The organism is Vescimonas fastidiosa (assembly GCF_018326305.1).
In the GTDB taxonomy this organism is placed as follows: Bacteria; Bacillota; Clostridia; order Oscillospirales; family Oscillospiraceae; genus Vescimonas; species Vescimonas fastidiosa.
The window spans coordinates 458755-475272 of record NZ_AP023416.1 but is presented as its reverse complement, the minus strand read 5'-3'; the positions used below and the strand labels follow the sequence as shown (position 1 = coordinate 475272).

Annotated in this window: 17 protein-coding genes; 8 read left to right on the top strand and 9 right to left on the bottom strand. The window is 60.3% G+C overall.

The window, feature by feature from the left end:
• Positions 1-3 precede the first annotated feature (3 nt).
• The 3 genes from KI236_RS09450 to KI236_RS09440 all read right to left on the bottom strand — a co-directional run bounded on the left by KI236_RS09450 (position 4) and on the right by KI236_RS09440 (position 3585).
• Entirely contained in the window at positions 4-780 is a 777-nt protein-coding gene (locus KI236_RS09450) for a TIGR00282 family metallophosphoesterase (RefSeq protein ID WP_212821434.1), read from the bottom strand.
• 339 nt (positions 781-1119) lie between these two features.
• Entirely contained in the window at positions 1120-2670 is a 1551-nt protein-coding gene (gene rny, locus KI236_RS09445; protein ID WP_212821431.1) for a ribonuclease Y, read from the bottom strand.
• A 171-nt stretch (positions 2671-2841) separates the two neighbouring features.
• A complete protein-coding gene (locus KI236_RS09440) occupies positions 2842-3585 on the bottom strand; it encodes an N-acetylmuramoyl-L-alanine amidase (RefSeq protein ID WP_212821429.1) in 744 nt (247 codons plus the stop codon).
• Between the two features lie 102 nt (positions 3586-3687).
• Between KI236_RS09440 and KI236_RS09435 the strand changes: the two genes are divergently transcribed.
• Positions 3688-4917, top strand: a complete 1230-nt coding sequence (locus KI236_RS09435) for a class I SAM-dependent rRNA methyltransferase (protein ID WP_212821427.1) — start codon at positions 3688-3690, stop codon at positions 4915-4917.
• Between the two features lie 48 nt (positions 4918-4965).
• Here the strand turns inward: KI236_RS09435 and KI236_RS09430 are convergent, their stop codons facing one another.
• Positions 4966-5379: a hypothetical protein gene (locus tag KI236_RS09430; protein WP_212821425.1), complete on the bottom strand. Its 414-nt coding sequence runs from the start codon at positions 5377-5379 to the stop codon at positions 4966-4968.
• A gap of 168 nt (positions 5380-5547) precedes the next feature.
• Here KI236_RS09430 and murI point away from each other — a divergent pair, with 168 nt between their 5' ends.
• The 3 genes from murI (at position 5548) to argS (ending at position 8611) form a co-directional block, all read left to right on the top strand.
• Positions 5548-6360, top strand: a complete 813-nt coding sequence (murI, locus tag KI236_RS09425) for a glutamate racemase (RefSeq protein WP_212821423.1) — start codon at positions 5548-5550, stop codon at positions 6358-6360.
• A 10-nt stretch (positions 6361-6370) separates the two neighbouring features.
• Complete coding sequence (locus KI236_RS09420; RefSeq protein WP_212821421.1) at positions 6371-6796, top strand: DUF1934 family protein; 426 nt, start codon at positions 6371-6373, stop codon at positions 6794-6796.
• A 72-nt stretch (positions 6797-6868) separates the two neighbouring features.
• The gene (gene argS / locus KI236_RS09415) at positions 6869-8611 is read left to right on the top strand and encodes an arginine--tRNA ligase (protein ID WP_212821419.1); all 1743 of its coding nucleotides are present in this window, start codon (positions 6869-6871) and stop codon (positions 8609-8611) included.
• Between the two features lie 238 nt (positions 8612-8849).
• Here the strand turns inward: argS and KI236_RS09410 are convergent, their stop codons facing one another.
• Positions 8850-9374 carry a spore maturation protein gene (locus KI236_RS09410; protein WP_212821417.1) on the bottom strand — a complete coding sequence of 175 codons (525 nt, stop codon included), beginning with the start codon at positions 9372-9374 and terminating at the stop codon, positions 8850-8852.
• Positions 9374-9943, bottom strand: a complete 570-nt coding sequence (locus KI236_RS09405) for a spore maturation protein A (RefSeq protein WP_228738139.1) — start codon at positions 9941-9943, stop codon at positions 9374-9376. Before KI236_RS09405 ends, KI236_RS09410 begins: the two co-directional genes overlap by 1 nt.
• 148 nt (positions 9944-10091) lie before the next feature.
• Here KI236_RS09405 and KI236_RS09400 point away from each other — a divergent pair, with 148 nt between their 5' ends.
• Positions 10092-10340 carry an AbrB/MazE/SpoVT family DNA-binding domain-containing protein gene (locus KI236_RS09400; RefSeq protein WP_212821413.1) on the top strand — a complete coding sequence of 83 codons (249 nt, stop codon included), beginning with the start codon at positions 10092-10094 and terminating at the stop codon, positions 10338-10340.
• Between the two features lie 336 nt (positions 10341-10676).
• On the opposite strand, the gene rsmI is transcribed toward KI236_RS09400, so the two are convergent.
• From rsmI to KI236_RS09385, 3 genes are all read right to left on the bottom strand, one after another.
• Complete coding sequence (rsmI, locus tag KI236_RS09395) at positions 10677-11510, bottom strand: 16S rRNA (cytidine(1402)-2'-O)-methyltransferase (RefSeq protein ID WP_212821411.1); 834 nt, start codon at positions 11508-11510, stop codon at positions 10677-10679.
• A gap of 5 nt (positions 11511-11515) precedes the next feature.
• On the bottom strand, positions 11516-12241 hold the full coding sequence (locus tag KI236_RS09390; protein ID WP_212821410.1) for a tRNA1(Val) (adenine(37)-N6)-methyltransferase: 726 nt from the start codon (positions 12239-12241) through the stop codon (positions 11516-11518).
• Positions 12242-12397: 156 nt separating this feature from the next.
• Positions 12398-12571, bottom strand: a complete 174-nt coding sequence (locus tag KI236_RS09385; RefSeq protein ID WP_212821409.1) for a DUF362 domain-containing protein — start codon at positions 12569-12571, stop codon at positions 12398-12400.
• A 234-nt stretch (positions 12572-12805) separates the two neighbouring features.
• Here KI236_RS09385 and KI236_RS09380 point away from each other — a divergent pair, with 234 nt between their 5' ends.
• The 3 genes from KI236_RS09380 to KI236_RS09370 are packed head-to-tail and all read left to right on the top strand — an operon-like array spanning position 12806 to position 16277.
• Positions 12806-13255: a CtsR family transcriptional regulator gene (locus KI236_RS09380; RefSeq protein ID WP_212821408.1), complete on the top strand. Its 450-nt coding sequence runs from the start codon at positions 12806-12808 to the stop codon at positions 13253-13255.
• 23 nt (positions 13256-13278) lie between these two features.
• Positions 13279-13725, top strand: a complete 447-nt coding sequence (locus KI236_RS09375; protein ID WP_212821407.1) for a UvrB/UvrC motif-containing protein — start codon at positions 13279-13281, stop codon at positions 13723-13725.
• A 59-nt stretch (positions 13726-13784) separates the two neighbouring features.
• Complete coding sequence (locus tag KI236_RS09370; protein ID WP_212821406.1) at positions 13785-16277, top strand: ATP-dependent Clp protease ATP-binding subunit; 2493 nt, start codon at positions 13785-13787, stop codon at positions 16275-16277.
• The last annotated feature ends 241 nt before the right edge of the window (positions 16278-16518 follow it).

Genomic DNA, 16518 nt, shown 5'->3' with positions numbered 1-16518 from the left:
TCCTTACGAAACTTCTATACGCTCCACACCGACGCACAGGCCGGTGCCGCTATCCAATGTAAACAGGGCCCCCTGCAGTCTGCAGGGCCCCTCCGCCGTCTGATACCGCCCCGGGAGACCGCCCAGGAAAAACTCCACCGACTGCTCCGGCCGAATGCCCAAAACAGACCGGGCAGGTCCGGTCATGCCCAGGTCGGTGATGTACCCGGTGCCCTTCTCACAAACCCCGGCGTCGGCGGTGGGCACATGGGTATGGGTGCCCCACAGGGCGGACACCCGGCCATCCAGATAGTAGCGCATCGCCAGCTTCTCGCTGGTGGCCTGGGCGTGAAAATCCACCAGCACAAAGGTGGGCTTGTCCGCATTTTTCAATATGCGGTCGGCAGTGGTAAAGGGGTTTTCCGCGTTAAAATCCAAATCGCAGCGGCCAATGAGGTTCAGCACCCCCACCTGCACCCGTCCGCAGTCATACACCGCCCAGCCCCGGCCCGGCGCCCGGCCCGTGAAGTTGGCAGGACGCAGCATATAGGGGTTCTCCTCCAAAAAATTCGACACCTGTACCTTGCCGAAGGTGTGGTTGCCCAGGGTGATGACATCCGCCCCGGCGGCCAGAATATCCTCCGCATGGGCAGGCAGCAGGCCGTTCCCGGCGGCATTTTCCCCGTTGACCGCCACAAAGTCGATGCTCTTTTCCTTTTTAAGCGGGCGCAGCTTACGGCGCAGAAAATCCACGCCGCTCTCCCCTGTCACATCGCCCACGGCCAGCACCTTAAACAGCATGGCACGCCCTCCGTTTCTATCGATTCACCTTATTATATATAAAATACCCGCCCTACGCAAGCGGCAAACGCTGTTTTTTCGCGGTTTTACGGTATTAAAAAGCCTCGCAGAGTTTGCCGCCCGCAGGCGGCAAAGAAATAAAATCATTTTCTCTCGCGACATGTGCGTGAGAGAAAATACAACTCGGGCTGCCAGTGTGGAATTTGTCCGTTATAGACGGACAAATTATGCGCGCAGCAGACCGCAAGCCTTTTGTCGGAAAAACCCGGAGGGTTTTTCGACAGTCATAGAAATACTGCGTGTACGCAAGCGTACACGCAGTATTTTTGTGAACAAGTTTTACTTGGCGTACTCCACCACTTTGGTCTCCCGCAGAACATGGACCTTGATCTGACCGGGATACTCCAGCTCGCTCTCGATGCGGCGGGCCAGCTCCCGGGCCAGGATAACCATTTGGTCCTCGGACACCTGCTCGGGCTTCACCATCACGCGGACCTCCCGGCCGGCCTGAATGGCGTAGCTCTTCTCCACGCCGGGATAGTCGCTGGTGATCTCCTCCAGCTTCTCCAGGCGCTTGATGTAGTTCTCCAGGTTCTCACGCCGGGCGCCGGGTCTGGCTGCGGAAACGGCATCCGCCGCCTGCACCAGGCACGCCACCAGCGTCTTGCACTCCACATCGCCGTGGTGGGCCTGAATGGCGTGGATAATATCCTCTTTTTCTTTATACTTGCGGCAGAACTCCACACCCAGCTGGATGTGCGTGCCCTCCATCTCATGGTCCACGGCCTTGCCAATATCGTGGAGCAGGCCCGCCCGCTTGGCGGCGGCCACATCGGCTCCCAGCTCAGCAGCCATCATGCCCGCGATATGGGACACCTCAATGGAGTGCTGCAAAACATTCTGGCCATAGCTGGTGCGATAGTGCAGGCGGCCCAGAAGCTTCTGCAGCTCCGGATGCACGCCCCGCACGCCGGTCTCCAGCACAGCCCGCTCACCCTCGGAGCGGATGACGGCGTCTACCTCACGGCGGGCCTTCTCCACCATCTCCTCAATGTGGGTGGGGTGGATGCGCCCGTCGGCAATAAGCTTCTCCAGGGCCAAACGGGCTACCTCCCGGCGCACCGGCTCAAAGCAGGACACGGTGATGGCCTCCGGGGTATCGTCGATAATCAGGTCCGCCCCGGTCAGGGTCTCCAGGGTGCGGATGTTGCGGCCCTCGCGGCCGATGATACGGCCCTTCATCTCGTCATTGGGCAGGGGAACCACACTGACGGTAATCTCGGCCACATGGTCTGCGGCGCAGCGCTGGATGGCGGTGGCCACGATCTCCCGGGCGCGCTGGTCGGCCTCGTCCTTGGCCCGGGCCTCGATCTCCTTGATCTTCAGGGCTGTTTCGTGGGTGACCTCCGACTCCACCTGCTGAATCAGGTACTCCTTGGCCTGCTCGGCGGTGAATCCGGAGATGCGCTCCAGCATTTCGGTCTGGCTGCGCTTGATGAGCTTGATCTCATCCTGTTCTTTCTGGAGGGCGTCGTGCTTCTGGCTCAGCGCCTCCTCCTTTTTCTCGATGGCATCGGTCTTGCGATCGATGTTCTCTTCCTTCTGCTGCAGACGGCGCTCCTGCTTTTGCAGGTCGGCTCTGCGCTCCTTGACTTCCTTTTCGTACTCTGTGCGGTTTTTCAGAATCTCTTCCTTTGCCTCCAGCAGCGCCTCGCGCTTTTTGCCTTCGGCGCTCTTGATGGCCTCGTTGATAATGCGCTTGGCCTCATCTTCAGCGCTGGAGATTTCTTTTTCCGCTACCTTCTTGCGGTACTGAATGCCGATAGGAAAGCCAATCACCAGCGCAATAACAAAGGCTGCAGCCGCTACAATGTAGCCAACTGTGGTCATGATCGGTTAACCTCCTGTGATAGTGTATAAATCCCTGTGAAACGGTTTCCCGTTTGAGTGTAGAAAACAACCAAAAAGATCCCCTAAATCTCTCGGGTGCATATCTTTACTAATTCTAATCGCATTCTGCGAAACTGTCAAGGGCAAAACGGCCTATAGGAAAAATATTTCCTACAATTGTATAAAAGCCGAGTTGGCGTAGCCCAGGGCATCCCCGTACAGCACCACATACCACCCCCGGTACCGGCCGAAAACCGTCACCGTGGAGCCGTTTGGAATTTGAACAATCACCTGTCCCTGGGCGGAGGGATAGCTCCGCAGGTTGACGGGCCCGCCGGAGTCGGTAACGGCCAGGCCCGTCTGGCTGGGGCCCGGGCACACATAGGGCAGGCCGAAATACTCCGTCAAGGCCTGCACCAAGGTCTGGGCGATGAGGCCGATATGCTCCTGGACCCACATGGCGTCGGCGGCATTGTCGTGGTAGCCCAGCTCCAGCAGCACCGCCGGGGCCTTGGTGCGCCGCAGCTCCGTCAGGTTTGCGGCGGAGCGGGTCGTGACCCGGTCGGGCAGGGGATAAATTTCCCGCAGGGCCGACGCAAACAGCTCCGCCGCCCGCTGGCCGCTGACGCTCCCGGGGTAGTAAAAGACGATAATGCCCCGATTCTGTCCCTCGCTGCCCGAGCCGGAGGCATTGGAGTGGAGGGCCAGGTGAAAGTCATAGCTGTCGGCGTTACTCTGGCGAATGGAGTTTCCCACCGTTCCCTGGGGATCATTGCGGACGAACTGGATGCCGTTGGCCAGCAGCAGCGGCTCCATAGCATCGGCCAGCAGATTCATGAAGTATTCCTCGCTGCCCGCCCCGGTGACATAGGGGTTATATTCCTGCGTGGATGGGCTTAAAAAAATCGTCGGCATAGGTCGCATCCTCCCTGATTGCAATTTCTCCTTTTATTTATATGGCAATCTCCGGGCAAATGTGCTACAATGAATTGATTTTTTGGAAAGGCGGATGCAGTTATGAAGGCAGAACGACCCTATCCCCAGGTACATATCACCCCCAAGGGCCAGCGGGCCCTGCAGGCGGGCCACCCCTGGGTGTACGCCGGAGAGGTGACGGAGCTTACAGGCCCCGTGGAGGACGGCGGCCTGACGGACATCATCGGCAGCAAGGGCGCCTATTTGGGTACCGGCTTTTATAACAGCCACTCCCTTATCCGCTGCCGGCTGCTCTCCCGCAACGCCAACGACCGCTTTGACGACGCCTTTTGGCAGCGTCGGGTGCAGTACGCCTGGGACTATCGCAAGAGCGTGATGCCCCCGGAGGACCTGCTCTGCTGCCGGGTCATCTTCGGAGAGGCGGACGGCTTCCCGGGCCTGACGGTAGACCGCTTCGGGCCTGTGCTGGTGGCCCAGGTGCTGAGCCTGGGCATGGAGCGCATCCAGCAGCGCCTTCTCCCCCTCCTGGCCCAGGTGCTGCGCCGGGACGGCCAGGACATCGCGGGCATCTATCTGCGCAACGATGTGGCCCTGCGGGAAAAGGAAGGGCTGGCCCAGGGAAAGGGCTGGTTCCCCCTGCCCGGAGAGGAGGAGCCCACCCTCACCGAATCAGACATTGTGGAAAACGGCATCCGCTACCATGTGGACTTCATCAACGGCCAGAAAACCGGCTTTTTCCTGGACCAAAAATATAACCGCCAGGCTGTGGCTCGGCTGGCCAAGGGCCGGACGGTGCTGGACTGCTTCACCCACACCGGCTCCTTTGCCCTGAACGCCGCCAAAGGCGGGGCCAAGCATGTGACGGCGGTGGATGTGTCAGAGTTTGCCGTCCAATGCGCCGCGGAAAACGCCCGGCTTAACGGGCTGGACGGGGTCATGGAGTGCCGGGCCGCCAATGTATTCGACCTGCTGCCGGAGCTGGAAAAGGCGCCCAGGAGCTATGACTTCATCATCCTGGATCCCCCGGCCTTTACCAAGAGCCGCAAGACCATTGACAGCGCCATGACCGGCTATAAGGAGATCAACTATCGGGCCATGAAGCTGCTGCCCCGGGGCGGGTATCTGGCCACCTGCTCCTGCAGCCACTTCGCCTCCACGGAGCGGTTCATCACCATGCTCCGCAGTGCCGCCCACGATGCCGGGGTGCAGCTGCGCCAAATTGAGCAGCGTCAGCAGTCCTGCGACCACCCCATCTTATGGGGCGTGGAGGAGACGGATTATCTGAAATTTTTTCTCTTCCAGGTCGTTTAACACTCCTCACTAAAAAAGAGACGCCCCCGGCGTCTCTTTTTTCAATTGTCACTCCTCCAGCTCCACCGTCACATGGTCGGTGCCGTGGCGCTGAAATTCGCCCAGGTATGCATTCATCCGCTCCATGACCTCGTCGTAATTCTCCTCCGTAATGGGCGGGTCATCCAGATCCCGCAGCGCCAGCTCCTGGGCCAGGATCTCAAAAAACACATTGTCCTCATAGGCCATGATGGCCTCGTGAATACCGCCCTCGGCAAAGGCCCGGGAGGGGATCAGCTCCCCCTCGTACAGCTCCGTCAGCTTCTCCATGCCCCGGCCCAGGCAGTGGGAAAACACCAGGCTCTCCACCTGGTCGTAGTCCCGTATACGGTCGTCGCCCCGGGTGGAATTGAGCACCCAGTTGCCGATATACACCAGATCCAGCAGCCGCCGGAACTGTTTTTGCGTCAGTTTAAGCTCCATTTTCAGGCACCTCCTCGCTTCACTTCTTCCCTTTCGGGTCTCAGTATAGCAGAACTCACGGAAAATTACCACTGAAAAAAATGGGCAGCCGCGCCAAATTTTCCTTGAGATACCCGCCGATCCATAGTATAATTGATTGGTTACTATAATCATTCGAGGTGAATCACTATGGATCAGCGGCCTGTGGGTGTATTCGACTCCGGCGTAGGCGGACTGTCCGCCGTCCGGGAGCTGCGAAAACTTCTGCCCTCTGAAAACATTATATACTTCGGCGATACTTCCCGTGTGCCCTACGGGGGCCGCTCCCCGGAGATCCTGCTGAAATATGCCCGGCAGGATGTGCATTTTCTCCGCAGCTTCGACATCAAGGCCATTTTGGTGGCCTGCGGCACTGTGTCCACCACCTGCCTGCCCATTCTGCGCCGGGAAAATGACCTGCCCATCCTGGGCGTGGTGGAGCCTGCCTGCCGCCGGGCGGTGCAGGTGACCAAGACCCGTCGGGTGGGCCTCATTGCCACCGCCGCCTCCGTCCGCAGCGGCGCATACGAGAAGTGCATCGGTGGTCTTGACCCGGCGGTGGAGGTCATCGCCAAGGCCTGCCCCCTGTTCGTCCCCCTGGTGGAAAACGGGCGCTATCGCCCCGGCGACACGGTCATCGAGACCGTAGCCCGGGAGTATCTGGAGCCCCTGCGCCAGACGGGTATCGACACCCTCATTCTGGGCTGCACCCACTATCCCCTGCTCATGGATGTCATCGGCAGCGTCATGGGTCCCGCCGTCACTCTCATCAACGCCAGTGAGGAGGCCGCCTGGGACCTCAAGCGCGCCCTGCGGGACGGCGGCCTGCTCTCCCCCGGGCCCGGCGGTGAGGCCACCCTCTACGCCAGCGACCAGCCCTCGGATTTTCGCACCGTGGCCCAGCAGTTTTTGCGGGAGGAACTGCACAAGCCCGTCTTGCCCGTGGACATCGACCGCTATTAAGGAGGCCGCTATGGAAGGAAACGCTCAAATTCGCATTGCCAGCCGCAGCGTGTTCGGCGGCGTGGAGGATGTGATCCGCCTGGAGGGCACGGCCACGGTGGAAAAGACCGACTACGGCTGGCACCTCCAATATGAGGCCGTCAACTGCGAGGATGAAAAGTCTGCCGTCCGCTCCGACATCAAGCTGGAGACGGATACCCGCCGGGCCATTGTGGTCAATCAGGGAGAGGGCTACGGCCTGCTGTTAGACCCCGCCGCCGTCACCGCCACCCAAATCAAAACGCCCCAGGGGAGCCTCACTCTGAATGTGAAGGCCAAGGAGGTGGCCTGGGACCTGGCTGGACGAAAAGACGGCTCTGTGACCCTGGAATATATGCTGCTGGTGGGGATGCAGCCCCTCAGCGCCCTGCGCATCAGTCTGTTCCTGAAAAAATAACCGGCGAAAATCCTCGGTTTTTCTGTCATCTGATAAACTGTGTTTCTAAAGAAAAGTAAGGAGTTAATTGCTATGAATATGATCCAAAACGCCAAGGACCAGGTGCTGGAGCTGACCCTGGCCGCCTACCGCAAGGCCGCTGATGCCGGCCTTCTCCCGGCTGACTGCCCTGTGCAGCCCTCGGTGGAGATTCCCAAGGACACCGCCAACGGCGACTACACCACCACCTTCTGCCTGGCCGCCGCCAAGGCTCTGCGCAAGAATCCCCGGGAGGTGGCCCAAATTTTGCTGGACAACATGGCCCTGGAGGGCAGCTACTTTACCTCCGCCGCCATGGCCGGTCCCGGCTTTCTGAATTTCACCCTGGGTCAGCGCTGGTTCAGCGAGACCGTGGCCACCGTCCAGCGTGAGGGGGCGGACTACGGCAAAAACGATATGCTCGCAGGCAAGAAGTACATGGTGGAGTTCGTCTCCGCCAACCCCACCGGCCCCATGCACATGGGCAACGCCCGGGGCGGCGTATTGGGTGACACCCTGGCCTCGGTGCTGCAAAAGTCCGGTGCCGATGTCTGGCGGGAGTTCTATGTCAACGATGCAGGCAACCAGATCGAGAAATTCGCCAAAAGCCTGGAGGCCCGGTATTTCCAAATCTTCAAGGGAGAGGACGCGGTGGAGTTTCCCGAGGACGGCTACCACGGCGACGACATCCGGGAGCTGGCCCAGCTCTACGCCGATGCCCACGGCGACGAGCTGCTCCATGTGGACGAAAAGACCCGCCACGATGCTCTGGCCCGGTTCGGTCTGGACCACAACATCCCCAAGATGAAGGCCGACTTGGCCCGCTACGGCATTCAGTACGATGAGTGGTTCTTCGAGTCCAGCCTCCATGAGAGCGGCTATGTGGCCGACTCTGTGGCGGAGCTTACCAAGCGCGGCTACACCTACGAAAAAGACGGCGCCCTGTGGCTCAAGACCAGCGAAATTCTCGCCGCACAGCTGCGGGCCGCCGGAAAGAGTGACGAGGCCATTGAAAAGCTGGGTCTGAAGGACGATGTCCTTCGCCGGGCCAACGGCTTTTACACCTACTTCGCCGCCGACATTGCCTATCACCGCAACAAATTCGCCGTTCGCGGCTTCGACAAGGTCATCAATATCTGGGGCGCCGACCACCACGGCCATGTGGCCCGGCTGAAGGGCGCCATGGATGCCCTGGGTCTGGACGGTGCCCATCGCCTGGACATCGTGCTCATGCAGCTGGTGAAGCTGGTGCAGGACGGCGAGGTGGTCCGTATGTCCAAGCGTACCGGCAAGGCCGTGTCTCTGACCGACCTGCTGGATATGGTCCCCGTGGACGCCTGCCGCTACTTCTTCAATGCCAAGCCCGAGACCCAGATGGAGTTTGACCTGGGCCTGGCGGTTCGGGAGGACAGCGAAAACCCTGTCTACTATGTTCAGTACGCCCACGCCCGGATCTGCACATTGCTTAAAAATCTGGCCGCCGACGGCCACACCGTCCCCTCTCCCGACGCCGTAGACTTCTCCCTGCTCACCGATCCCACGGAGCTGGCCCTTATCAAGCAGATCGCAGGCTACAGCGACATTGTGCGCCTGGCCGCCCGGGACTACGACCCCAGCTTCATCAACCGCTATCTCACAGACCTGGCCGCCGCCTTCCACAAGTTCTACAACGCCTGCCGCATCAAGGGCGAGGCCGAGGACCTGCTGAATGCCCGCCTTCTGCTGGCCGACACCGCCCGCAGCGTGCTGAAAAACGGCATGGAGCTTATCGGCTGCTCCGCACCGGAGAAAATGTAATCTATAATGTAACGTATATCAAAACCCTCCGACTTCAGAAACCGAAGTCGGAGGGCTCTTTTTCCCCCTTATCCCCGCCGTAGGGGACGATGCCCACATCGTCCCGCCTCACCGCACAACTTGTAATTTGTCCGTAGGGGGCGGCGTCCCCTACGCCCCGCTTTCACGCACTCTCCTATAATCCGTAGGGGCAAACACCTCTGTCCGCTCACTTTCCATGTGCCCCCTATCTCTTCCTCTAAAATATCCATCGCACCGTCCACGCCGCGGCCAGAAAGCCCGTAATATCCGCTGCCAGGGCCGCCGGAATGGTGTGGCGGGTGCGGCGTATCCCCGCCGCCCCGTAGTATACCGCCACGGTATAAAAGGTCGTCTCCGTGCTTCCCAGCATCACCGCCGCCGTGCGCCCGATGGCGCTGTCGGGGCCGTAAGTCTGCATGATTTCGCTGCCCACAGCCAAAGCCCCGCTGCCGCTGACCGGGCGGATAAGCAGCAGCCCCACCGTCTCCGGCGGGATGCCCACACGGGTCAAAATCGGTGTCAAAAGCCCTGCCAGCAGCTCCATGGCTCCGCTGGCCCGCAGCATATACACCCCCGTCAGCAGTGCCGTCAGCGCCGGCAGGATGCGCAGCGTCACGGAAAGCCCCTCTCCGGCCCCGGCACACAGCGCCGAAAATACATCCACCCGCCGCCACAGAGCATACAGCGCCGTCCCCGCCAGCAGCAAAGGGATCAGCCACACGCTGATACGCGCCAAATCCATCACCGCACCACCCTTTCCAATAGCCGGGCCGTCAGCAGTCCCGCCGTCACCGACAGCACCGAGCTGACCCACACCGCCGGCAATATGTCAAAGGGCGCAGCGGACCCACATCCGGCCCGCACCGCCGCCACGGTGGTGGGCAAAAGCTGTACCGAGGCAGTATTCAGCACCACCAAGCGGCACAGCTCATTATCGGCCGTGCCCTGGGACCCCAGGGCCATGCGTCGGGCCGCTCGAATACCCAAGGGCGTGGCGGCGTTTCCCAGCCCCAGGAGGTTGGCCGACAGATTCCCGCTCACCGCTGCCAAGGTCTCCGGGTCCCGGCTGGCCCTCGGCAGCAGCCGCCGCAGCGCCGGGCGAAACAGAGCCGCCAGCTTCTTATCCAGCTCACACTGCTTTAAAAGCTCCATAAATCCCGACCACAGGCACAGGGCGCCTGCCAGGGAAAGGCACAGCTCCACCGCTGCCCCGGCTCCCTCCAGCGCCGCCGCGGACACCTCCGCCATGCGTCCGCACGCCGCCCCACACAGGACCGAGGCCGCTACCATGGCCGTCCATATAAATGCCATTGCCAATGTCCTCACCTCATAGGACTATATGCACAAACATCGTGGAAAAGAAATATACCATTTGCATAAATTGTCGATTTATAGTTGACTTTTTTCTTGTATCATGACATAATTAGGGCAGCAAAAAAGGGAAAAGGGGTATACCAGAGTGAAAGCAACCGGGATCGTAAGAAAAGTTGACGAGCTTGGGCGGATCGTGCTTCCCGCCGAGCTTCGCCGCACACTCAGCATCGCAGAGAAGGACCCGCTGGAAATTTATGTAGACGGCGGCTCCATCATTCTGCAAAAGCACGAAGAGCGCTGCGTTTTTTGCGGCGGAAGCGAGGATCTTCGCACCGTCTTGGGCAAGAACATCTGCGGCAGCTGCCTGTCGCGGCTGAAGAAAACACGCACATAAAAAAACAGAGGAGTCTTTCGCTCCTCCGGAGGGCGTACCGGAAAATTCTTCTCGGTACGCCCTCTAAGACTGTCGAAAAACCCTCCGGGTTTTTCCAACAAAAGGCTTGCAGTCTGCTGCGCGCATAATTTGCCCGTCTATGACGGACAAATTCCACACTGGCAGCCCGAGAGGTATTTTCTCTCACGCACATGTCGCGAGAGAAAATGATTTCATTTCTTTGCCGCCTGCGGGCGGCAAACTCTGCGAGGCTTTTTTGACACACTGGGAGGGCGTACCAAAAATTTCTTTTTGGTACGCCCTCTAATTTTAATTGTAAAGGGTCCGCTGCGGCTCTCACCTTTCCGCCTGCAGCACCGCCTCGTAGAGGTCGTTTTTGTTCAGCTCTGTTTGGGCTGCCACTGTGCGGACGGCTTCCTTCATTTTCATGCCGTCCTCCCGCAGCCGCAGCACCCGCTGCACGCCCTCCTCCAGGGTCAGGGTGGTCTCCTCCTCCGGCTGAGCCCCGGCCACCACCAGCACATATTCGCCCCGGGGCTCCCGCTCTCCATACAGGGCCACCGCCCCGACGAGGGTCGTGCGCACGGTCTCCTCGTGGAGCTTCGTCAGCTCCCGGCACAGGGCCACGGGCCGATCGCCCAGGATCTCCGCCATGTCCGAGAGGGTCGCACGCAGCTTGTGAGGGGCCTCGTGAAACACCATGGTCCGCTCCTCGCCCTGCAGCTTCAGCAGCGCCGTCCGGCGCTCTTTTTTGTTGGCAGGGAGAAAGCCCTCGAAGGTGAACCGCCTTGTACTCAGGCCCGACACCGCCAGGGCGCACACCGCCGCGCAGCAGCCGGGGATGGCCTCCACCGTCACGCCGTTCTCTCCGCACAGGCGCACCAGGTCCTCCCCGGGATCACTGATGGCCGGGGTCCCGGCGTCGGTCACCAGGGCGCAGCTCTCTCCCGCCAGCAGCCGGGCCAGGATGGCCTGCCCCGCCGCCGCCCGGTTGTGCTCGTGGTAGCTCACCAGCGGCTTTTTTATTGCAAAATGATTCAGCAGCTTCACGGACACCCTCGTATCCTCGGCCGCAATGAAGTCCACCCGGTCCAATGTCTCCCGGGCCCGGGGCGAGAAGTCCCCCAGATTTCCGATGGGCGTAGCTACCAAATACAGTGTTCCGGCCATAGCTTTTACTCCTTATCACGAAAATAGATCTGCGCCAGCTCCTCTGACTCGCCGCCGTCCGGGCCTCGCAGCAGCAGCGGCGCCGCCACGGAAAGTCCCGGCTTGCCGCCCTTTCTGGCCTCCAAAAGCAGCAGCTTAGGGGCACTTTGGGCCGTATTTTGCACCAGGCGCAGCCGTTTCGGTTCCAAAGTACAGCTCTGCAGGCAGGCAAAAAGCTCTGCCATCCGCTCCACCCGGAACACCAGGCAAAAGCTGCCGCCGTGGCGCAACAGCCGTGCAGCCGCGGCGCAGAGCTGGGGCAGCGTACAGGTGCAATCCGCCCGGGCCAGGCCCCTTTCGGTGCCTTTTGCCACAGCGCCCCGGGCCGCGTCAAAATACGGCGGGTTGCTGACCACCAGATCGAAGGTCCCCGCCGGGGGCAACCGGGTTTTGTCCCGCAAATCCACCCGGAGATTTGCCACCCGGTCCGAAAGGCCGTTCAGGGCCGCGTTTTGCCTTGCCAGCTCCACCGCTGCCTCCTGCAGCTCCACATTGGTTACCTGCAGGGACGGCTCCCGGGCCAGAAGCAGCAGGCCCAAAAGCCCTGTTCCGGCCCCCAGGTCGCACACCCGCGCCCCCCGCCGCAGCCGGGGAAAGCTCCCCAGGAGGAATGAATCCGTTCCCGGCTGAAACAGCCCGTCGTCAAAGAAAAAGCGGAAGCCGCCGGGCCAAAGCTGATCCTGTTTTACCACCGTGGCTCCCTCCTGCATCGTTTTCACCCATTATAATATAAAAACAGCCCCAGGGCAATGCCCGGAGCGATCCTCATTAAAAAAGCCTCGCAGATTTTTCGCCGGGCAAAAAAATATCGCAGGGCCAGGCCCTGCGATATTTTTCACTATGTAAGATTAGTCAGCGGGGCTGATAGCGCCGTTGGGGCAAGCATCGCTGCAGGAACCGCAGTCCAGGCAAGCGTTTGCATCGATCACATAGCTGGAATCGCCCTGGGAAATAGCACCCACGGGGCAAACATCTGCGCAAGCGCCGCAGCTGACGCAGGCAGAACCGATCTGATAAGCCATAAGAGCACCTCCATTAAGATTTGTAACCTCATTGTATCACAAGAATCTCAAAAAGCAAGTAAATTCTATTTGAAAAAGTGCTATTTTGTCAAAAGAATACAAATAAATTCTTATGTTCACAATTTGTTTTCAAAAAGGTCAAAGAAAGTCAAATTTTCCCCCTTGACATTTTGCCGCATCGTGCTATACTACAATCAAAGTCAAAGAAGGTCAAACCAAGAGGAGGAGTTCCCTATGGGCATTTCAGATTTGATAGCAGGATTCATTCAAGAGGCTTTGGATGAGACCGACGGGGTGCTGGAGCTGCAGCGCAGCGACCTGGCCCAGCGGTTTGGGTGCGTGCCCAGCCAGATTAACTATGTGATGTCCACCCGGTTCTCCCCGGAGCATGGCTACATTGTGGAGAGCCGTCGAGGCGGCGGCGGATACATCCGCATCACGCGGGTGCAGATGGACCGGCAGACGCTTTTGATGCATGTCATCAATTCCATCGGCGACAAGCTGGATGGGCCCAGCGCCCGGGCCATCGTTGCCAACCTAAGGGACTCCCAGGCCATCGCCCCGCAGGCGGCGCAGGCGGCCCTGTGTGCCCTGTCGGACAGCGCTCTGCGCAGCGTTCCCCGGGAGAGCCGCGACACCCTGCGGGCGGATATTTTGAAACAAATTCTTATCCATTTGGTTTGAACGGAAGTAAGGAGGAACATATTATGAAGTGTGAACATTGCGGAAAGAATGAAGCCACATTTTTCTATAAGAGCAGCGTAAACGGCCATGTGACCCAGGTGCATCTGTGTCAGGACTGTGCCCGGGCCATGGGCTACACCAGCTCCCTGCGCCGCAGCATGCGACCCATGAGCCTGTTTGGTGACGACGACTTTTTCAGCCGTCCCTTCTCCATGCTGGAGCCGTTTTTGGAGGGCTTCGGCACAAGGATGCTCACGGAGTTCCCGGAGCCGGGCCAGCCGGTGGCTGTGGAGGCGCAGGTCCCTGAGGAAAGCGCAGGTCTTGTAGACAAAGCGCAGCAGGATTCTCTGCGCAGCCAGCGCCAGAGAAACGCCCTTGAGCAGCAGCTCAAGACCGCTGTGGAAAGCGAAAACTATGAGGAAGCCGCCCGCATTCGGGACCAGCTTCGTTCCCTGCCCTCGCAGTCGTAAGGGCGGCGGGTATTTCAGCGATTGCATAACGATACTGTAAGCGAGAGGAAGTGTTCTATATGACACATGAAAATCAATTTACACCCCGTGCAGAGGAGGCCCTGCGCCTGGCCCAGGAGGCCGCTGAGGAGATGGGCCACGGCTATGTGGGTTGTGAGCATATTTTGTTAGGCCTGATGCGGGAGGAGGATGGCATTGCCCACCGGGTCATGCAGGAGTACGGCATGACGGAGGATATGATCTGCACTGTGCTGGAGCGCAGTGTGGGCAAGGGTATGTCCGGTGCAGCCCCCACCCAGGGGCTTACTCCCCGGGCCAAGAGCGCCGTGGAGCTGGCTGTGTCTGAGGCTATGCGCACCGGCGCCGGGTACATCGGCACCGAGCATCTGCTCATGGGCCTGCTGCGGGAGGGCAACAACATGGCCATCCGCGTGCTGGACACCGTGGGTATCGACCCCAAGAAGATGTACAGCTCCGTGGTTCAGAAGATCAACGAGGGGCCCCGGGCTTCCGCCGGAAGCGCCCCCGCTCCCCATCGGGAAGACGGCAAGAAGGGCAAGACCCTGGCCGAATTTACCCGGGATCTGACCGAGGCGGCCCGTCAGGGCAAGCTGGACCCGGTCATCGGACGGGAAAAGGAAATTCAGCGGGTCATCCAAATTCTGTCCCGCCGCACCAAGAATAACCCCGTTTTGATCGGCGAGCCCGGCGTGGGCAAGACGGCTATTGCCGAGGGTCTGGCCCAGCGCATCGCTGCGGCGGATGTGCCGGAGGAGCTGCTGGACAAGAAGGTCCTGTCTTTGGACCTGTCCGGCATGGTCGCCGGGACTAAGTACCGGGGCGAATTCGAGGAGCGCATTAAAAAGACCATCGACGAGGTGAAGAAGGACGGCAATGTCATCCTCTTCATTGATGAGCTGCACACCATCGTGGGCGCAGGCTCTGCCGAGGGCGCCGTGGATGCCGCCAACATCCTCAAGCCCGCTCTGTCCCGGGGCGAAATTCGCGTGGTAGGCGCCACCACTCTCAATGAGTACCGCAAGTACATTGAGAAGGACGCCGCCCTGGAGCGCCGGTTCCAGCCGGTGACCGTGGGGGAGCCCACCCCCGAGACAGCCATTGAGATCCTGAAGGGTCTGCGGGACAAGTACGAGTCCCACCACAAGCTGACCATCACCGACGAGGCCATTGAGGCCGCCGTGCGCCTGTCCGTGCGGTACATCAACGACCGTTTCCTGCCCGATAAGGCCATCGACCTGATGGACGAGGCCGCCAGCCGGGTGCGTATGGACGCCGAGGCCGCCTCTCCGGAGCTGAAGAGCCTGGAGGAGAAGCTGGCTGCCCTGCGCAAGGAGAAGGCCGATGTCATTGCCGCCCAGGACTACGAAAAGGCCGCCCAGCTTCGGGACATCGAGCAGAACTATGTCCAGCAGGTGGAAATCGAGCGGGACAACTGGCGCAAGAATCTGGCCGTGAATCGCGGCACTGTGGGTGAAGAGGACATCGCTAAGGTGGTGGCCGGGTGGACCGGCATTCCCGTCACCCGTCTCACCGAGGACGAGAGCCAGCGTATGCTGAAGCTGGAGGAGACTCTGCATCAGCGTGTGGTGGGCCAGGATGAGGCCGTCACCGCTGTGGCCAAGGCCATCCGCCGGGGCCGTGTGGGGCTGAAGGACCCCAAGCGTCCCATTGGCTCCTTCCTGTTCCTGGGCCCCACCGGCGTAGGCAAGACGGAGCTGTGCAAGGCTCTGGCTCAGGTAATGTTCGGCAGCGAAAACGACATGATCCGTATTGATATGTCCGAGTATATGGAAAAGCACACCGTGTCCCGGCTGGTTGGCTCGCCTCCCGGCTATGTGGGCCACGAGGAGGGCGGCCAGCTCACCGAAAAGGTGCGCCGTAAGCCCTATTCCGTGGTGCTTTTCGATGAGATCGAGAAGGCCCACGAGGATGTGTGGAACATCCTGCTGCAGATCCTGGAGGACGGCATCGTCACCGACTCTCAGGGCCGCCGGGTGGACTTCAAGAACACCATCATTGTCATGACCAGCAATGTGGGCGCCCGGAACATTACCTCCGCCGACAAACCCCTGGGCTTTGACGGCCGGGAATCCGACGCCGACGAAAAGGCCCGCTTCGCCCGCATCAAGCAGGCGGTGATGGAGGAGCTGCGCCGGACCTTCAAGCCCGAGTTCCTGAACCGTATCGACGAGACCATTGTGTTCCGCCAGCTTACGGAGGAGGATATCCGCCACATCGCCCAGCGTATGCTGCAGATCACCGGCGGGCGCATGGCCCAGCAGGGCATCACCCTCCTGGCTGACGATGACGCCGTCACCGCCCTGGCCAAGGATGGCTTTGACCCCCAGTACGGTGCCCGTCCTCTGCGCCGGGCCATCCAGAACGAGGTGGAGGATGCTGTGGCCGAGCTGATGCTGGAGGGCACGCTGCAAAGCGGCGATACCGCCCGCATCTGCCTGCGCGACGGCAAGGTCACCATCGAGAAGGAGGCCGCCCCTGTCAAGGAGCAGTCCGAGGGCGCAGCGGTGTAAACACCGTAGCTGTACTGCAAAAACGGAGACTCCCATCCGGGAGTCTCCGTTTCCATGTTTTAAAAAAGCCTCGCAGAGTTTGCCGCCCGCAGGCGGCAAAGAAATAAAATCATTTTCTCTCGCGACATGTGCGTGAGAGAAAATACCTCTCAGGCTGCCAGTGCGAAATTTATGCGTCTACGGCGCACAAATTCTGCGCGCAGCAGACTGTAAACCTTTTGTCGGAAAAACCCTCCGGGTT